Here is a 16,289-nt window from a genome sequence, read left to right as displayed (position 1 = left end):
TGCCCGGGTTGAGGAAGGCGTCGGCGCTCATGCCGGCACCTCGAGTTCGAGTTCGATCAGCACCTTGCCGGTCGCAACCGATTGCCCGGCGGCCACGAGAATCTGCGTGACACGGCCGGCTGCGGGGGCGCTGTGCGTGTGTTCCATCTTCATCGCCTCTACGGTGAGCAGATCGTCGCCTTGCTGGACCGCATCGCCCACGGCGACCAGCAGCGCCGCGACGCGCCCGTTCGACATGGCGCGCACGCGACCGTCGGCGACGCCCTCGTCCGCCTGCGACGAAGGCGCGTAGGTCGTGTCGGCGAACGACGACGCGCGGCCGTCGAGTTGCACGTGGATGCGGGAACCGGCGAGATGCCAGAACGCCCGGCGATCCACCCCCTCCAGCGTGAAACGCACCTGCCCCGCGTCGACCCGCATGTGCGAAAAAACGATGTGCTGCTCACCGAGCGTCACCAGCCACCCCGCGGCGGCGGTCGGCGCCACCTGTAACGTGTGCGCGTGAGCGGCGTCGTCCTTGAGATGCACGGTCGACGCGCGCGCGCCACGTAGCTGGACACCGGCGCCACTGGGGCCACGGTCGCCACCCTGCACCAGCAGCGCGCCGGCCAATGCCAGCGCAAGCGGATCGGCGTCCGCACGCTGCGCGGCCAGCACTTCGGGATACGCTTGCAGAAAGCCCGTATCGACGCCGCCCGCCACGAAGGCCGGATGCTCGAGACAGCGGATCAGCGTCTGCCGGTTGGTCTTCAGGCCGAACACCACCGTGTCGCGCAATGCGCTGACCAGTTTGCGTCGCGCGTCCTCGCGGGTCCTGCCGGTAGCGATCAGCTTGGCGAACATCGAGTCGTAATACGGCGACACGATGCTGCCCGACTCGACCGCGTGCTCGACGCGCACCGTGTCGGGCACCTGCCAGCGGTCGATGGTGCCGCTTTGCGGCATGAAGCCGTTGGCCTCGTCTTCCGCGCACAGGCGCACTTCGATCGAATGCCCGGCGAGGCGGATCTCCGCTTGCGTCAGACGGAGCGGCTCGCCCATCGCCACGCGAAATTGCCACTCGACCAGATCGATGTCCGCGATCGCTTCGGTTACCGGATGTTCGACCTGCAGCCGCGTGTTCATCTCCATGAAATAGAACTCGCCGCGCGCATCGAGCAGAAACTCGAAGGTGCCGACGCCCTCGTAGCCGAGCCTGATCGCCGCCGCCACCGCCGCGGCGCCCATCCGTTCCCGGGTGGCGACGGCCAGATGCGCGGCCGGCGCTTCTTCGATCACCTTCTGATGACGCCGCTGCACCGAACAGTCCCGTTCGCCGACATGCACGCCGTGGCCGAACTGATCGATCAGCACCTGGATTTCGATATGACGCGGTTGCGTGACGACGCGCTCGACGATCATCCGGTCGCTGCCGAACGCGTTGCGGGCTTCGGAGCGCGCCGAGTCCAGCGCGCGCTCGAAGTCCGCCGCCGTCTGCACGATCCGCATGCCGCGCCCGCCGCCGCCCGCAGTCGCCTTGACGATGACCGGGAAGCCCAGCTTTTGCGCTTCGTGCGCGAGCGTGCGGTCGTCCTGCGCGTCGCCGTCATAGCCGGGAATGCACGGCAAACCGGCTTCGCGCATCAACGCCTTGGCTTGCGCCTTGTCGCCCATCGAGCGGATCGCGTGAGCCGGCGGCCCGACGAAGATCAGGCCGGCTGCCACGCAGGCTTCCGCAAAGGCGGCGTTCTCCGACAGGAAGCCATAGCCCGGATGCACGGCGTCCGCACCGCTTTTCAACGCGGCCGCGACGATCGCCGCGATGTTCAGATACGAATCGGCAGGCGGCGCCTCGCCCACGCAGACCGCTTCGTCGGCGTTCGTTACGTGCAGCGACTGGGCGTCGGCGCTCGAATAGATCGCCACGGTGCGGATGCCCATCGCGCGAGCCGTGCGCATGATGCGCATGGCGATCTCGCCGCGATTGGCGATCAGAAGCTTGTTGATACTGCGCATCGAACGATTCCCTTTGATCGAAAACGGCTCGGCAAGACTCGCGGCTCGCCGTTTGAATGAATGGCCGGGTGGCGCAGCCTCGCGCTCAAGGTCGCGCCACGCCGAACTGCATGGGCGACACCGCCCGGCTCGCCGCGTCGCGGCAGATTTCCAGCACGCTGGCGAGCACGCGGCGCGTCTCGCGCGGGTCGATGATCCCGTCGTCCAGCACATGCGCGCTGGTCGTGAATACATCCATCTGGCTTTCGAAATTCGCGATCACCTTCGCGGAGAGCGCCGCGAGTTTGACTTCGTCGGCCTCCCCCGTTTTGCGGATCATCGCCGCGCGGCTCACGTTGACCATGGTCTGCGCGGCCTGCTCCGCGCCCATCACCGCGGTCTTCGCATTCGGCCACGCGAAACAGAAGCGCGGCTGGAACCCGCGCCCGCACATCGCGTAATTGCCCGCGCCGAACGACGCGCCGCAGAACAGCGTGATTTGCGGCACGTTCGCGTTGGTGATCGCCTGGATCATCTTCGAGCCGTGTTTGATGCTGCCGCCTTCCTCGAACGCGCGCCCGACCATGAAACCGGTGGTGTTGTTCAGATACAGCAGCGGCGTAGCCGACTGGCAGCAGGCCTGAATGAAGTGAGTCGCCTTCGCGGCGCCCGACGGCTCGATGGGCCCGTTATTGGTGATGATCCCCACCGGCATGCCGTGGATCGACGCATGGCCGCAGACGGTGGCCGACCCGTACAGCGCGCCGAACTCGCGAAAGTCCGAGTCGTCGACCACGCGCGCGATGACCTCGCGCATATCGACCGGGCGCCGGTGATCGTCGGGCATGATGCCGAGCAGTTCTTCCGCGTCGTAGCGCGGTTCGCGAAACGCGCCGCGCGGCGCGCTCGCCGTGTGCCGGTTCCAGTCCAGCGAGCCGACGATTTCGCGGGCGATCCGCAACGCGTCCCGATCGTCTTCCGCCAGGTAGTCGCCGAGCCCGGTGATAGACGCGTGCATCTCGGCGCCGCCCAGTTCCTCGTCGGTGGCGATCTCGCCGGTGGCCGCCAGCAGCAACGCCGGCCCGGCGAGAAACGCCCGCGAGCGTCCACGCACCATCACGACGTAATCCGACAGGCCGGTCTGATACGCGCCGCCCGCCGTCGACGCGCCATGCGTGACGGTGATAACCGGCAGGCCCGCGGCCGACAGCCGCGCAAGGTTGCGAAACTTCTGGCCGCCATGAACGAAGTTCTCGACTTTATAGGCGAGCAGATTGGCGCCGGCGCTCTCCACCAGTTGCACGAAGGGCAGCTTGTTGTCGAGCGCGATGTCCTGTATGCGCAGCAGCTTTTCGAGGCCCTTGGGCTGGAACGCACCCGCGTCGATCCCCGAGTCGGACACGCTCACCATGCAGCGCGCGCCCTGAATAAACCCGATACCGGCGATCAGACCGCCGCCGCCGATGACCTTGCCGTCCGCACGCGGCGCAGCCAGTCCGTAACCGGCGATCGTCGACAGTTCGAGAAACGGCGAATTCCGGTCGAGCAGCATGGCGAGCCGTTCGGACGGCAGCAACTGGCCGCGTTTGCGAAACCGCGGACCGGCGGCGTCCGACACTTCGCGAGTGGCCGCCTCGATGCTGCGCAGCCGGGCGAGCAGCGCCAGCATCGACTGGCGGTTCTGTTCGAACGATTCACTGGCCGTCGCGACCCGGGATTCGAAAATTGCCATGCGCCTCTTTCCTTTTGCTGTTCACTCGCAGAGGACTCTGATAAAGTTTCATTCAATGAAACCTTAGGTCTTTCGCGATGGAAGCATCATATTAGGAAAAAGCAGGCTTTAAGCGCAACATAATTTGCTTTAATTGCGGGTTTTTACTAATATCCATCCGGCCAAATTAAGTTATTAGTTTCATTCAATGAAACTTTTATAGAAATCGAACATGGCAAGCAAACAACCGGCAACCGCATCGATGGGCGCAATCGAAAAAGCCTGCCGCGTGCTGAAGGCACTTACCGACGGACGCAATACCCGGCTGGTGGATATCGCGGACTATTGCGGCCTCGACAAGGCCACCGCCATGCGAGTTCTCGACACGCTGATCCGCGAACAGCTCGTCGTGCGCGACACGTCCACCAAACGCTATCGGCTGGGCCCCGAGGTCGCGCGTATCGCCAAGGGTGTGAGCGAGCCGGTCGACTGGCGCGAACTGGCGCGGCCCAGTCTGATGCGACTGAGCGGCGCATTCGAAGACACCACCATCGTGTCGGTGCTGAGTTCGCTGGAAATGGTGTGCGTCGATCTGCAAATGGGCAGCTACCCGATTCGCGCGAATTACCAGGACATCGGCAGCCGCCGCACGCTCGGTGTCGGCTCGAGCGGACTCGCGGTACTGGCCACGCTGCCGCAGGCGGAGTGCGACGTGGTGCTGTCGCAAATCGGGCCGCGTCTGTCGCGCTACCCGATGCTGACCCAGCCGTTTCTGCTGGAAGCGATCGAGGTCACCCGCGCGAAGGGCTATGCGGTGCTCATCGACGCCGTGGTGCCGAGAATGGGCGGTATCGCGGTCGCGATCCGTGCGCCGTCGGGCGACGCGCTCGCGTCGCTCAGCATGGCCGCGCTATCGGAGCGGGTGCTCGAAAGAGAGCCGCAGCTCGCTGCCGCGATGCAGGCGGAGGCAGCGAAAATCGAAGCGGCGCTGGCGCGGGCCAACGCCGCCACTTCATGAAGCCAGTCGCATCTCCATGAGATAAACGCCGCGCTCCATCACGAGGAATGCATGCCCCACAACCTGTCCGAACGGTCAATTTTGGGGCGGACCAACCACGCCCAATCACACTTCGTCGCGCTTCCAGCTCAAGCTACGCGGCCAATCCCATGCAGCCAGCCCGCTTGGTACGCATGTTGCATATCCAGCCGCTTTGCCTGTCGAAATCGACATTTACTGGAGGAGCGTTATGGCCGAGGTTCGCATTTCACGACGTCGATTGCTGACGGGGTTGGTCGCCGGCGCAACGCTGCCGGTGTTGAGCCACGCCGCGTTCGCGGCCGCCCCGAAGATCAAGGTCGCGGGCGTTCATTCGGACCCGATCGCGAACGCGTGGAATGCGCGCCTTCATGAAGCGCTGCAACAGGCGGCCAAAGCCGGTCGCATCGACTATGTGTTCTCCGAGTCGGTCTCCAACACCGACTACCCGCGTGTGCTGCGCGAGTACGCGAACCAGGGCGTGCAACTGATCGTCGGCGAGTCCTACGGCACCGAACGCGATAGCCGCGCGGTCGCGAAAGACTATCCGAAGATCGGCTTCCTGATGGGTTCGAGCGGCGGTCCCGCAGGCGGCAACTTCGGCGTGTTCGGCACGTGGAACCACGAGGCGGCCTACCTCACCGGCATCCTCGCGGGGCATATGACGAAAACCGGCAAGCTCGGCGCGGTCGGCGGTTATCCGATTCCCGAAGTCAACCGGCTGATCAACGCGTACCGGCTGGGCGCCTCGGAAGCGAAGCCCGGTCTCGTGTTCCAGGCGGGCTTCATCAATACGTGGTTCGATCCGCCGAAGGCCAAGGAAGCCGCGCTCGCGCAGATCGACAGCGGCTGCGACATCCTGTTCGGCGAACGCATCGGCACGGCGGACGGCGCGAAGATGCGCGGCAAGCTGGCAATCGGCTCGCTGATGGACTACATGCCGCGTTACCCCGGCACGGTGTTCTCCAACGCGCAGTGGTACTTCGATCCGATTCTCGAAGCGGTGCTCGCCGATGTCGCCGCAGGCAAGCCCGTGGGTCAGGACTACAGCCCGTACAGCATGATGGCGCACGGCGGCAACGACATCACGTTCGACAGTTCGCTGGTGCCCGCCGACGCGCTCAAGCAAATGGAAGCGCGCCGCACGGCGATCAGGTCCGGCGCATTCAAGGTGCCGGTCAACGACGCCAAACCCGTCTAGGCATCGATGAGTTTCGACGAGCAGGACTATGTCGCCGCCGATGCGACGGCGCTCGCGCAAGCGGTCGCCGAGCGGCGTACCGACGCCGCCACGTTGCTGGCGATAGCGCAGCGCCGTGCCCAGCGGTTGCAGCCCGTGCTCGGCGCGCTGAGTCATGACGCGCATGACGTTCATCACGCGCATGACACGGACGCGCCGCCCGACAGGCTCAACCCCGACGCCGGCGGACCGTTTGCGGGCGTGCCGATCGTCACCAAGGATCTCGGTGCGCCGCTCGGCGGCACACCGACCTTCGCCGGCTCGCGCGTACTGCAGCGTCTGAATCAACCCGCTCCACAAGACGGCGCGTTGATTGCCGCGTTACGACGCGCGGGCTTCGTGCCGTTCGCGAAAACCACGGTGCCCGAATTCGGCCTCAATCTTTCCAGCGAACCCGCGTGCGGCGCGCCATCACGCAATCCATGGGCGACGGCGCGCAGTTCCGGCGGCTCGTCGGGCGGCTCGGCCGCTGCGCTCGCGGCCGGCATCGTGCCGATTGCTCACGCCACCGACGCTGGCGGCTCCATTCGCATCCCCGCCGCCGCGTGCGGCGTACTCGGACTGAAACCCGGCCGCGGCGCGATTCCGCGCGGGCCGGATTACGGCAATGTGTTCGGCACGCTCGCCGCCGAATTCGTGCTGACGCGCAGCGTGCGCGATGCGCGCGCCGTGTGGCAGGCGATAACCGGTCAGACGGGCGACACGGGCGACACGGGCGCCGGCAAGCTCACGATTGCGATCCTGCTCGACGCCGTGCAAGGCGTCCCCGTCGACGGCGCCTGGCAGCAGGCCGCCACCTCGGCAGCCAGTCTGCTGAGCGCGGCGGGACACCGCGTGGTCGGCGTGAGCACCACGCAGATAGAAAGCCTACGGCTTGCCAGTGCCGACGCCACCTTCGCCTTCGAAACCTACGCTTGCCGCAGCGCCGCCGCAATGCTGGCACTTCATCCCGCCGCGCACGAACTCGAACCGATCACCTGGCTCGCGGCCCGCCGAGGCGTCACGCTCGACGCACTGACGCATCAACAGGCGGAACTCGGCGTGGCGCGCGCGACCGATCTGATGACCGACTTCTTCACGCAGATCGACGTGCTGCTCACGCCCACGCTCGCCGAATCGTTACCAGAGATCGGCGTGCTGCGCACCGACGGCGACGACCTCGACGCGCACTTCGCCCGCTTCACGCGTTACGCGCCGTTTTCGGCGCTCGCCAACGCGGCGGGCTGTCCGGCCATCGCGGTGCCGCATCGGATGCACGACGCGCTGCCGCTCTCGGTGCAACTGATGGCGCGCCAGGGCGCCGAACCCGTGCTGCTGTCGCTCGCCAATGTGCTCGAACAACAGGCGCCCTGGCCGCTGGTCGCGCCCGGCTTCATCCCATGACGCAGTCCGCTGCAACGCCTCTGCTGCAACTGGAAGGCATCACCAAACGCTTCGGCGATTTCTACGCCAATCGCGACATCTCGTTGACGCTCGAGCGCGGCGAGATACTCGGCCTGCTCGGCGAGAACGGCGCGGGCAAGACCACGCTGATCAACATTCTGTTCGGCCACTATGTCGCGGACGCCGGCCGGATCCTGATCGACGGCCGGGTGCTGCCACCGGGATCGCCGCGCGCGTCGCTGAACGCCGGGATCGGTCTCGTGCATCAGCATTTCACGCTCGCGGCGAATCTCACCGTGCTGGAAAACGTGATGGCGGGCACCGAACCGGTCTGGCGGCTCGCGTCGCAGCGACGCAAAGCACGCGAGCGCTTGCGCGCGCTCTCCGCGCGATTCGGTCTGGACGTCGATCCCGACGCACGCGTCGCGCGTCTCTCCGTGGGCGAACGTCAGCGCGTCGAGATTCTCAAGTCGCTGTATCGCGAGGCCGACGTGCTGGTGCTCGACGAGCCCACCGCCGTGCTGACGCCGGCCGAGTCGCTGTCGCTGTTCGACACGCTCACGCGGATGGCCCAGCACGGTCTGTCGGTCATCCTGATCAGCCACAAGCTCGATGAAGTGCTGCGCGTCGCGCAGCGGGTGGCCGTCTTACGTAGCGGCGCACTGGTCGCCGAGCGGGCGGCTGTCGAACTGGATCGCGCCACGCTCGCCGAACTGATGGTCGGTCGCCGGGTGACGCGGCCACGGCGCCAGCCGCTCGAAGCGGGCGCAGCGGTGCTCGATCTCGACCACGTAACGGTGGCGGGCACGCCCGGCTTGCGCGATGCGACGCTCACGGTGCGGCAACGCGAGATCGTCGCAGTAGTCGGCGTGGCGGGCAACGGGCAGCGCGCGCTGATCGAACTGGTCAGCGGTTTGACGCGGCCCAAAACCGGCGCAGGCAGCATGACGCGCAATGCCCGCCCGGTCGTGCGTGCCGATGCCGACGCGATGCATCGGCTCGGCGTTGCGCGCATTCCCGAGGACCGTCATGAAGAAGGCGTCGCCGGCGACCTGAGCCTGTGGGAAAACGCCGTGCTCGAAGACCTGCACGAACCCCGCTTCGCGCGCTACGGCTGGATTCGCAAGGCGGCCGCGCGGCGGCATACGCGGCAGCTGATTGCCGACTACGACATCCGTTGCCAGGGCCCCGACCAACGCACCCGTCTGCTGTCCGGCGGCAATATGCAGAAGCTCATCATCGGCCGCGGCCTCACGACCGGACCGAGTCTGATCGTCGCCTGCCAGCCGGCTCGCGGACTGGACGAAGGCGCGATCGCGGAAGTCCACGCGCGGCTACTCGACGCGCGCGAACGCGGCGCGGGCATTCTGCTGGTCACCGAAGATCTCGACGAAGCCTTCGCGCTGGCCGACCGCATCGTCGTGATGCAGAACGGCAACGTGTCGGCGCCGCTCGACGGACCGGATTTCGACAGTGGGCGAATCGGTCTGATGATGTTGGGCGAGCGCCCAACGCACACTCCCGGCGACACCGACCATGCGCATTGAACGCCGCGAAACCGGTTCGCCCTATCGCGTTGCCGCCGCAAGCGTTCTAGCGCTGCTCGTGATGCTGCTGCTCGGGTCGCTGCTGATCGCCGCGGCCGGTGCGCCGATCCTGCCAAGCTGGCGCGCGTTGCTGGTCGGCGCGCTCGGGTCGCGGCTCGCCATCAGCGAGGTCTTGACGCGCACCACACCGCTGATTTTCACAGGACTCGCGTGCGCGATCGCGTTTCGCGCGCGCCTCTGGAACATCGGCGCGGAAGGCCAGCTCTATGCGGGCGCACTAGCGGTCGCTGCGCTCGGCAGCGGCTGGATCGCCGCGCCTGCGATCGTGCTGATCCCCTTGCTGCTGGTGGCGGGCGCGCTCGCGGGCAGTCTCTATCTGCTCGGCCCGACGCTACTCAAGCGCTTTCTGAATGTCGACGAAGTGGTGACCACGCTGCTGCTGAACTTCGTGATGGGACTGATCGTTTCGATGCTCATTCAAGGCCCGATGCGCGATCCGCTGTCGATGGGCTGGCCGCAGAGCATGCCGGTCGCCGACCAGGCGAGCTTGCCCAAACTGATGGCGCAAACGCGGCTGCATTGGGGCTTCGTGATTGCGCTGGCGTTCGCGCTGATCGCGAGTCTCGTCGAAGCGCGCTCGGTGCTCGGCTTCAAACGCCGCGTGGTCGGCGCGAATCCTCAGGCGGCCCGCTTTGCCGGTATGTCGGCGACCCGTGTGATGCTCGTCACCGCGTTGTGGTCGGGCGGACTCGCGGGGCTCGCCGGGGCGGTCGAAGTGATGGGCCTGCGCGGCTACGTCACCGGCGACCTGTCGCCCGGCTTCGGCTACACCGGTGTGATCGTGGCGATGCTCGCGCAACTCAATCCGCTCGCGGTGGTGCCGTCGGCCTTCGTCGTCGCCGTGGTGTTCGTGGGCGCCGACGCGATGAGCCGCATTTTCAACGTGCCGGGTTATATCGCGGACGTCATGGTCGGCCTGTCGCTGTTCGTGATGCTCGGCACGTCGTTTCTACTCGGCTACCGGATCAGACGATGAGCGCTTCCTTCGACATCCTTCTTACAGCCACGATCTGGGCTGCGGTTCTGCGCATTGCGACGCCGCTCGTCTTCGGCATGCTCGGCGAACTCCTGTGCGAGCGAGCCGGGATCGTCAATCTCGGCATCGAAGGCATCATGACGGTCGGCGCGCTGGCGGCCTGGCTTGCCGCGCATGCGGGCTGCGGTCTATGGACCGCGTGGCTGATCGCGGCGCTATGTGGTGCGGTATTCGGGCTGTTGCACGGCGTGTTTTCGATCACGCTCGCACAGTCGCAGCACGTGACGGGACTCGGCATCACCCTGCTCGCCTCGGGTCTCGCTTCGTTCGTCTATTCGGTGAGCGTGACCTCGAACGGCTCGCCGCCCACCATCCAGCCGTTCGCGCCGCTAATCCTGCCGGTGCTCGGCGCACCGTTCCTGTCGGCCACCGCGCCGACCTATCTCGCGTTCGCGCTGACCGCCGTGCTCGCGTATCTGTTGTGGCTGACGCCACTGGGACTCGCGCTACGCCTGGCCGGCGAGAATCCGCAGGCGGCGCAGGCGCAAGGTTTGAGTGTGGCGTGGCTGCGTTATGGCGCACTGGCCGCCGGCAGCGCACTGATGGCGCTGGGCGGCGCGTTTCTGACGACGGCGGCGTTCAACAGCTTCGTGATCAACATGGTGCAGGGCCGCGGATGGATGGCGCTCGCGCTGGTCGTGTTCGGCGCGTGGCGGCCGGGGCTCGGCCTGCTCGGCGCACTGCTGTATGCGTTGTTCGACGCGTATCAGTTGCGTTTGCAGGCGTTGTTCCCGGGCATTCCGTATCAGGTCTTCCTGATGGCGCCTTATCTGCTCGCCATCGTCGCGATGATTCCGATGGCACGACGCGCAATCGGTCCGCAGGCATTGATGAGGCCGTTCGTCAAAGGCGAGCGTTAAAAATTGGCGCTGCCGTGCATCGCGACCCCTGCCTGCGACGCTACGTCGCATGAGGCGATCGAACGCTTTCGTTGACTGCCACGAGGCAAAAAAATCATTTGCATACAGCGCTCTAGCCCGCCAAAAAGCGGGCTGAAGCCCTGCGCGCTTCGCGGTCCGGTTTCGTTATATCCCATAAGATACGACGCTTTCCACTAGCCGCCCGCGTCGTCCGCGCGTGGCTTCTGCTTGTCCATGTCGATCTTCCCTTCGCGGACTACACCGCGTTTCGCCACGTCGACATTCAAATCGCGTGCATCGTTTGCCGCTTTGACACTGCTCTCGCTCAGCGTGCTGCTATCGCTGTGCGCGGGACGCTATGCGCTCAGCCCGCGCGAAGTGCTGAGCACGCTCGCCGCCGCGCTGCATCTGCGTGAAGCACCTGAACGCTACGCGCTGTTTCACGCGATCGTCGTCGAATCGCGCTTGCCGCGTCTCATTGCTGCGGGGCTGATCGGCGCTGCGCTGTCGGTGGCGGGCGCGACCTATCAAAGCGTGTTCCGCAACCCGCTGGTCTCACCCGGACTGCTCGGCGTGCTGAGCGGATCGGCCTCCGGCGCGGCGCTCGGCATCGTGCTCGGCGCACATGGCGCGTGGGTGCAGGTGTTCGCATTCGGCGCAGGCACGGCTTCGGTTGCGCTCGGTTTGAGCATCGCGCGCTTCGCCGGCGGCGGTGCCGGGGTTAGTGAAGGCGGTGGCGTGCTCATACTCGTGCTCGGCGGCCTCGTGACGAATGCGATGTTCTCGTCGCTGCTGTCGCTCGTCAAATACGTCGCCGATCCGCTCGATCAATTGCCCGCCATCGTCTACTGGATGCTCGGCAGCCTCGCGCAAACCGGCTGGACCGATCTCGGCCGGCTGGCGATTCCGCTACTGCTCGGCACCTTCGTGCTGTGCAAGGCGGGCCGCCTGCTCGATACGCTGTCGCTCAGCGACGACGAAGCGCGCAGCCTCGGCGTGCCGGTTGGCGCGATCCGGCTCGGCGTCATCGCGGTGGCGACCCTGATCTCGGCGCTGACGGTATCGCTTGCCGGCATGATCGGCTGGATCGGTTTGCTGGTGCCGCATATTGCACGCGCGATCGTCGGGGCGTCGAACCAGCGCGTGCTGCCGATGAGCGCATGGCTCGGCGCGAGCGCGCTGATTCTCGCCGACACCTGCGCGCGCAGCGTGTCGGCGGGCGAGATACCGCTTGGCATCGTTACGGAACTGCTCGGCGCACTCGCCTTCGCGTTCGTGCTGCGACGGCTTCGTCAGGGAGGTTCGTGATGCGCGCATCGCTGGCCTGCCGCGAGATCGTGTATCGACGCGCGCACGCGCTGATCCTCGATCGCGTCAGTCTGTGCGTCGAGGCGGGCGAGATCGTCTCGCTGCTGGGCGTGAACGGTGCAGGCAAAAGCACGCTGCTGCGCATTCTGCTCGGCCTGTTGCCCGCGCAATCCGGTGAAGTGCTGCTGGACGGTGTCGCACTCGGCAAGCTTCGCAGACCCGCCATCGCGCGGCGCGTCGCTTACGTTCCGCAAAGTCATGTCGCGAGCTTCCCGTACACCGTCGAACAGATCGTCGCGCTGGGGCGCGTGCCGCATGCCGGTCTCGGCCGCGCGCTGTCGGCTGACGACCGCCGCGTCGTGCAAGCGGCGCTGACGCGGCTCGATATCGCGGGGCTCGCGGCACGCAACTACATGGCGCTCTCCGGCGGCGAACGGCAACGCGTGCTGCTCGCGCGTGCGCTTGCCCAGGAAGCGCCGATCCTGGTCATGGACGAACCCTTGACCGGCCTCGACTTCGGCCACCAGTTGCGCATGCTGTCCCTGCTCGCGGAACTGGCCCGCGAAGGCTACGCGATTCTGCAAACCACACATCGTCCCGACGAAGCGATTCAATGCGCGATGCGCGCCGTTCTGTTGGCGGCGGGCCGCGTGATCGCGAACGGGCCGCCGCATGAAGTCATCACCGCTGCCGCCATCGGCGCCCTCTACGACGTACCGGTCGAGCAACTCGACATCGGCCGCTCGCGCTTTTTCGTGCCGGGCGGCGGCGAATAACAAAAACTCCACACTGCAATTCGATCCACATGAAAACACATCGACTTCATGAACGGCGCGCACGCTCGATCAACGCAACGTTAACAGCGGCGCTGCTGGCGCCCGCGGGTATCGCGTTCGCGCAGACAGCGCCGACAGCGCCGACAGCAGCAACCGCACAGAGCACACCGGCCGCAACTCCAAAGGCCGCCGCGCCGCTCGCCGCCAGACAGCCGGTTGTCCTGCCTTCCGTTGCCGTCACCGCCAGCACGTCGCCCAGCCAGACGCTGCAAGTGAAACAGACCGACATGGGCCCATTGGGCCAGGTCGCGCGCGTGAATACGCCCTACTCGGTGAACGTCGTGCCGCAGCATCTGATTGCGGACCAGCAACTCAAGAGCATCGCCGATGCGTTGCGTTACCTGCCTTCGGTTCAAGGCGACGGCGCGCGTCCGCAGAGTCGCGGCATTCAGGGCAGTGTGGTGCAGAACAGCCGGATCGACGGGATGAACGTGGTGTCGACCACCGACTATCCGCTCGAACAGTTCGACCGCATCGAAGTGCTCAACGGTCTCTCCGGTGCGCTATACGGACCGGCGAATCCCGCCGGCACGTTCGACTACATCCAGAAGCGCCCGACCGACGAGCGTCTGCTGCGCTTCACGCTGGGCTACAGCACGCAGAGCCGCGTGCTGCGCGGCGTCGACCTGTCCGATCGCGTGGGTCCGTCGAAGGCGATCGGCTACCGCCTCACGCTGCTCGATGAAACCGGCAACGGCTATACCGATCACAGTACGATTCGCCGTCAGCTCGGCAGCCTCGCGCTCGACTTTCATCTGTCGCCGGACACGGTGGTGGAAACCAACGTGAGCCACTATCACTACGTGGCCAAAGGTCTCCCGCCGACCTTCGCGCTGGCAAGCGGCGTCCACTACCCCGCCGCGCTCGATCCGACCAACCCGGCCTATGGCTCGACGCAGGGCGGCAACGACGACACGACCGATACCGGTTCGATCCGCCTGCGCCATGACTTTTCGTCGAACTGGCATCTGAGCGCGGGCGTGCTGCGCCAGATTGCCGACCGCGAGTCGACCACGCCCACCGATACGCTCACCAACAACGCCGGCCACTATACGTCGACCATTTCGACGGCGACCGCGAGCCGCTTCACGATTACCAGCAACCTGCTGTACCTGAACGGGCATGTGACGACGGGCCCCGTCGATCACCAGATCAGCCTCGGTACCAGCGGCTTCATGTGGGACAACTTCAATCCGGTTAACGGAAAAACCACGACGCTCGGCACGGGCAGCCTTGCCGATCCGGAAACGTATGCATTGAGTGGCGTGCCCGATTTCACGCAGCGTTATAAATCGGCGCAAAGCTCGCAGCAATCGTTGATGGCGAGCGACGACCTGACGTTTTCACCGCACTGGTCCGCGTTGCTGGCCGGCAGTCAAAGCTGGCTCGCGACACACAACTACAGCGTGAAGGGCGTTCAATCGAGCGAGTCGGCCGATCAGGGATTGTCCGGCGCGGCCAGCCTGATTTTCAAACCGCGCGCGAACCAGAGCTTTTACGTCACGTACGCAGACAGCCTGCAACAAGGCGACGTTGCGCCGGCCGGCTCGACCAACGCGGGCAATATTCTCGCGCCGTATCGCAGCAAGCAGTGGGAAGCCGGCTACAAGATCGCCCTGGCGAACGTGAACGCGTCGGTGGCCGCGTTTCGCATCACCCGGCCGTATGCGTACACCGAAGCGGACGGCACCTATCAAACGGCGGGCGAGCAGCGCAATCGCGGTATCGAACTGATGGTCGACGGTCACGCGACGCGCGATCTCTCGCTGTTCGGCGGCTTCACGTGGCTCGATCCGCGTCTGTTCGATACGGGCAGCGTCGCGACCGAAGGCAAGCGCATCGTCGGTTTGCCGGAGTTCGCGCTCAACGTGCTGGCGGAGTACAAGGTGCCGCAAGTGCCGGGGTTGTTTACCGACTTCAACGCCCATTACATCGGCGCGCGTCCGACCGATGACAGCGACACGTATTCGGTCGGCTCGTATGCGACCTTCGATCTCAGTGTCGGCTATCTGACCAGTATTTTCGACCGCGCCGTGACCTTCCGTTTCGCGCTCGACAACCTGACCAACCGCCACTATTGGACCAACATCGTGCCGGGTGGACTGAACGGCTACACGGGTGCGGGCAATTCGACCGCACAACTCGGCGCGCCGCGCACGATCTCGGCGTCGGTGCAGTTCGAACTGTGAGGGGTGGATGATGACGTGGACGTTTTCTTTGCCTTTGCGGCAATCGCTACCGCTGCGGCTCGGGCGGCTCTGTGCGACGCTCGCGCTGGCCTGCGTGCCGATGGCAGCACACGCGCAAACGCCGCAATCGCCACACCCCCCGCAAGCGTCCCCGCCGCAGCGCATCGCCGATGCGTGGTACGCGCATAACGCCGTGCTGGGGATGCTCGGCGCAGCCGACAAGGTGGTCGCCACCGTCGCGCGTCCGTCCGCGTTGCCGTGGATGTTTCGCATTGCGCCCGGACTTTCGCACGCGCAGAGCATCGACGGCGCGACCATGAACGCCGAGGAACTGCTGCGTCTGCACACCGACGTCGTGTTCACGACGAGCGCCGATCCGTCCGCGGCGGCACTGACACGCAGCGGGTTGAACGTGGTGCCGGTGGGCTTCGACGATTTCACGTCGATGCTGCGCTGTATCGATCTCACCGCAGCGACGCTCGCCACGCCGCTCGCCCGGCAGCGCGCGCAATCCTACCGGCAGTTTCTGCACCAAACCATTACGGATACCGCCGCGAGTTTCGCCGATTTACCGGCGGCGAAGCGTCCCCGCGTGCTGCACATCGCATCGCTCTCGCCGTTGAAGGTGGATGGCGCGAATACGATCGTCGACCAGTGGATACGCGCCGCCGGTGGCCGCAATGCCGCCGACAGGCTCAATGGCAATCTGAAACCGGTATCGATCGAGCAGGTGCTCGCGTGGCAACCCGACATCGTGATTCTCGCGGCGAACGCCGGCACTCTGGACGCGTCGCCGCAACACGCGCTATGGGACACGCTGGACGCCGTGCGCGAGCATCGTGTGTATCGCAACCCCGCCGGCGTTTTTCCATGGGATCGCTACGGACCCGAGGTGGCGCTGGAAGTGCGCTGGGCGGCGCATGTGTTGCATCCCGATGTGGTGCGCGGCGACGATGAAGTCGTGATGACGCAGCGCTTCTACAAGACCTACTTCGCCTACACGCTCTCCGCTGCGGACGCGAAGCGCATCCTGCAAGGTCGGCCGCCCGCATGACGTCGAAAAAACCGGTTGAACACAAGCGGTAGCCGATGCCATCATCACGACGCGA

The 16,289-nt window shown here is 65.9% G+C and carries 12 protein-coding genes; 10 read left to right on the top strand and 2 right to left on the bottom strand.

What is annotated here, in order from left to right; genetic code table 11:
- Positions 1-27 precede the first annotated feature (27 nt).
- Complete coding sequence (locus tag FQ746_RS02180; RefSeq protein ID WP_144107098.1) at positions 28-1,995, bottom strand: acetyl/propionyl/methylcrotonyl-CoA carboxylase subunit alpha; 1,968 nt, start codon at positions 1,993-1,995, stop codon at positions 28-30.
- Between the two features lie 85 nt (positions 1,996-2,080).
- Positions 2,081-3,706, bottom strand: a complete 1,626-nt coding sequence (locus tag FQ746_RS02175) for an acyl-CoA carboxylase subunit beta (protein WP_144107096.1) — start codon at positions 3,704-3,706, stop codon at positions 2,081-2,083.
- 211 nt (positions 3,707-3,917) lie between these two features.
- Between FQ746_RS02175 and FQ746_RS02170 the strand changes: the two genes are divergently transcribed.
- The 10 genes from FQ746_RS02170 to FQ746_RS02125 all read left to right on the top strand — a co-directional run bounded on the left by FQ746_RS02170 (position 3,918) and on the right by FQ746_RS02125 (position 16,234).
- On the top strand, positions 3,918-4,703 hold the full coding sequence (locus FQ746_RS02170) for an IclR family transcriptional regulator (RefSeq protein ID WP_144107094.1): 786 nt from the start codon (positions 3,918-3,920) through the stop codon (positions 4,701-4,703).
- Between the two features lie 229 nt (positions 4,704-4,932).
- Positions 4,933-5,922 (top strand): BMP family protein, encoded by a 990-nt coding sequence (locus FQ746_RS02165; protein WP_144107092.1) that lies wholly within the window; start codon positions 4,933-4,935, stop codon positions 5,920-5,922.
- A gap of 6 nt (positions 5,923-5,928) precedes the next feature.
- On the top strand, positions 5,929-7,344 hold the full coding sequence (locus tag FQ746_RS02160) for an amidase (RefSeq protein ID WP_144107090.1): 1,416 nt from the start codon (positions 5,929-5,931) through the stop codon (positions 7,342-7,344).
- Entirely contained in the window at positions 7,341-8,891 is a 1,551-nt protein-coding gene (locus tag FQ746_RS02155; RefSeq protein ID WP_144107088.1) for an ABC transporter ATP-binding protein, read from the top strand. The genes FQ746_RS02160 and FQ746_RS02155 overlap by 4 nt, the downstream gene beginning before the upstream one ends.
- Complete coding sequence (locus tag FQ746_RS02150) at positions 8,881-9,927, top strand: ABC transporter permease (protein ID WP_144107086.1); 1,047 nt, start codon at positions 8,881-8,883, stop codon at positions 9,925-9,927. The genes FQ746_RS02155 and FQ746_RS02150 overlap by 11 nt, the downstream gene beginning before the upstream one ends.
- Positions 9,924-10,847, top strand: a complete 924-nt coding sequence (locus tag FQ746_RS02145) for an ABC transporter permease (protein WP_144107084.1) — start codon at positions 9,924-9,926, stop codon at positions 10,845-10,847. The genes FQ746_RS02150 and FQ746_RS02145 overlap by 4 nt, the downstream gene beginning before the upstream one ends.
- A gap of 234 nt (positions 10,848-11,081) precedes the next feature.
- A complete protein-coding gene (locus FQ746_RS02140; protein WP_144107082.1) occupies positions 11,082-12,155 on the top strand; it encodes a FecCD family ABC transporter permease in 1,074 nt (357 codons plus the stop codon).
- Entirely contained in the window at positions 12,155-12,931 is a 777-nt protein-coding gene (locus FQ746_RS02135) for an ABC transporter ATP-binding protein (RefSeq protein ID WP_144107080.1), read from the top strand. The genes FQ746_RS02140 and FQ746_RS02135 overlap by 1 nt, the downstream gene beginning before the upstream one ends.
- A gap of 29 nt (positions 12,932-12,960) precedes the next feature.
- A complete protein-coding gene (locus FQ746_RS02130) occupies positions 12,961-15,180 on the top strand; it encodes a TonB-dependent receptor (RefSeq protein WP_144107078.1) in 2,220 nt (739 codons plus the stop codon).
- 10 nt (positions 15,181-15,190) lie between these two features.
- A complete protein-coding gene (locus FQ746_RS02125; protein WP_222105839.1) occupies positions 15,191-16,234 on the top strand; it encodes an ABC transporter substrate-binding protein in 1,044 nt (347 codons plus the stop codon).
- The last annotated feature ends 55 nt before the right edge of the window (positions 16,235-16,289 follow it).

Source organism: Paraburkholderia sp. BCC1886, assembly GCF_900996245.1.
Classification (GTDB): domain Bacteria; phylum Pseudomonadota; class Gammaproteobacteria; order Burkholderiales; family Burkholderiaceae; genus Paraburkholderia.
This window is presented reverse-complemented; position numbering and strand designations above follow the sequence as displayed.

What these genes read in the sequence shown, in the direction of transcription:
- FQ746_RS02180 (WP_144107098.1), bottom strand. Translation starts at nt 1,995, where the DNA reads ATGCGCAGTATCAACAAGCTTCTGATCGCCAATCGCGGCGAGATCGCC.
- FQ746_RS02175 (WP_144107096.1), bottom strand. Translation starts at nt 3,706, where the DNA reads ATGGCAATTTTCGAATCCCGGGTCGCGACGGCCAGTGAATCGTTCGAA.
- FQ746_RS02170 (WP_144107094.1), top strand. Translation starts at nt 3,918, where the DNA reads ATGGCAAGCAAACAACCGGCAACCGCATCGATGGGCGCAATCGAAAAA.
- FQ746_RS02165 (WP_144107092.1), top strand. Translation starts at nt 4,933, where the DNA reads ATGGCCGAGGTTCGCATTTCACGACGTCGATTGCTGACGGGGTTGGTC.
- FQ746_RS02160 (WP_144107090.1), top strand. Translation starts at nt 5,929, where the DNA reads ATGAGTTTCGACGAGCAGGACTATGTCGCCGCCGATGCGACGGCGCTC.
- FQ746_RS02155 (WP_144107088.1), top strand. Translation starts at nt 7,341, where the DNA reads ATGACGCAGTCCGCTGCAACGCCTCTGCTGCAACTGGAAGGCATCACC.
- FQ746_RS02150 (WP_144107086.1), top strand. Translation starts at nt 8,881, where the DNA reads ATGCGCATTGAACGCCGCGAAACCGGTTCGCCCTATCGCGTTGCCGCC.
- FQ746_RS02145 (WP_144107084.1), top strand. Translation starts at nt 9,924, where the DNA reads ATGAGCGCTTCCTTCGACATCCTTCTTACAGCCACGATCTGGGCTGCG.
- FQ746_RS02140 (WP_144107082.1), top strand. Translation starts at nt 11,082, where the DNA reads ATGTCGATCTTCCCTTCGCGGACTACACCGCGTTTCGCCACGTCGACA.
- FQ746_RS02135 (WP_144107080.1), top strand. Translation starts at nt 12,155, where the DNA reads ATGCGCGCATCGCTGGCCTGCCGCGAGATCGTGTATCGACGCGCGCAC.
- FQ746_RS02130 (WP_144107078.1), top strand. Translation starts at nt 12,961, where the DNA reads ATGAAAACACATCGACTTCATGAACGGCGCGCACGCTCGATCAACGCA.
- FQ746_RS02125 (WP_222105839.1), top strand. Translation starts at nt 15,191, where the DNA reads ATGACGTGGACGTTTTCTTTGCCTTTGCGGCAATCGCTACCGCTGCGG.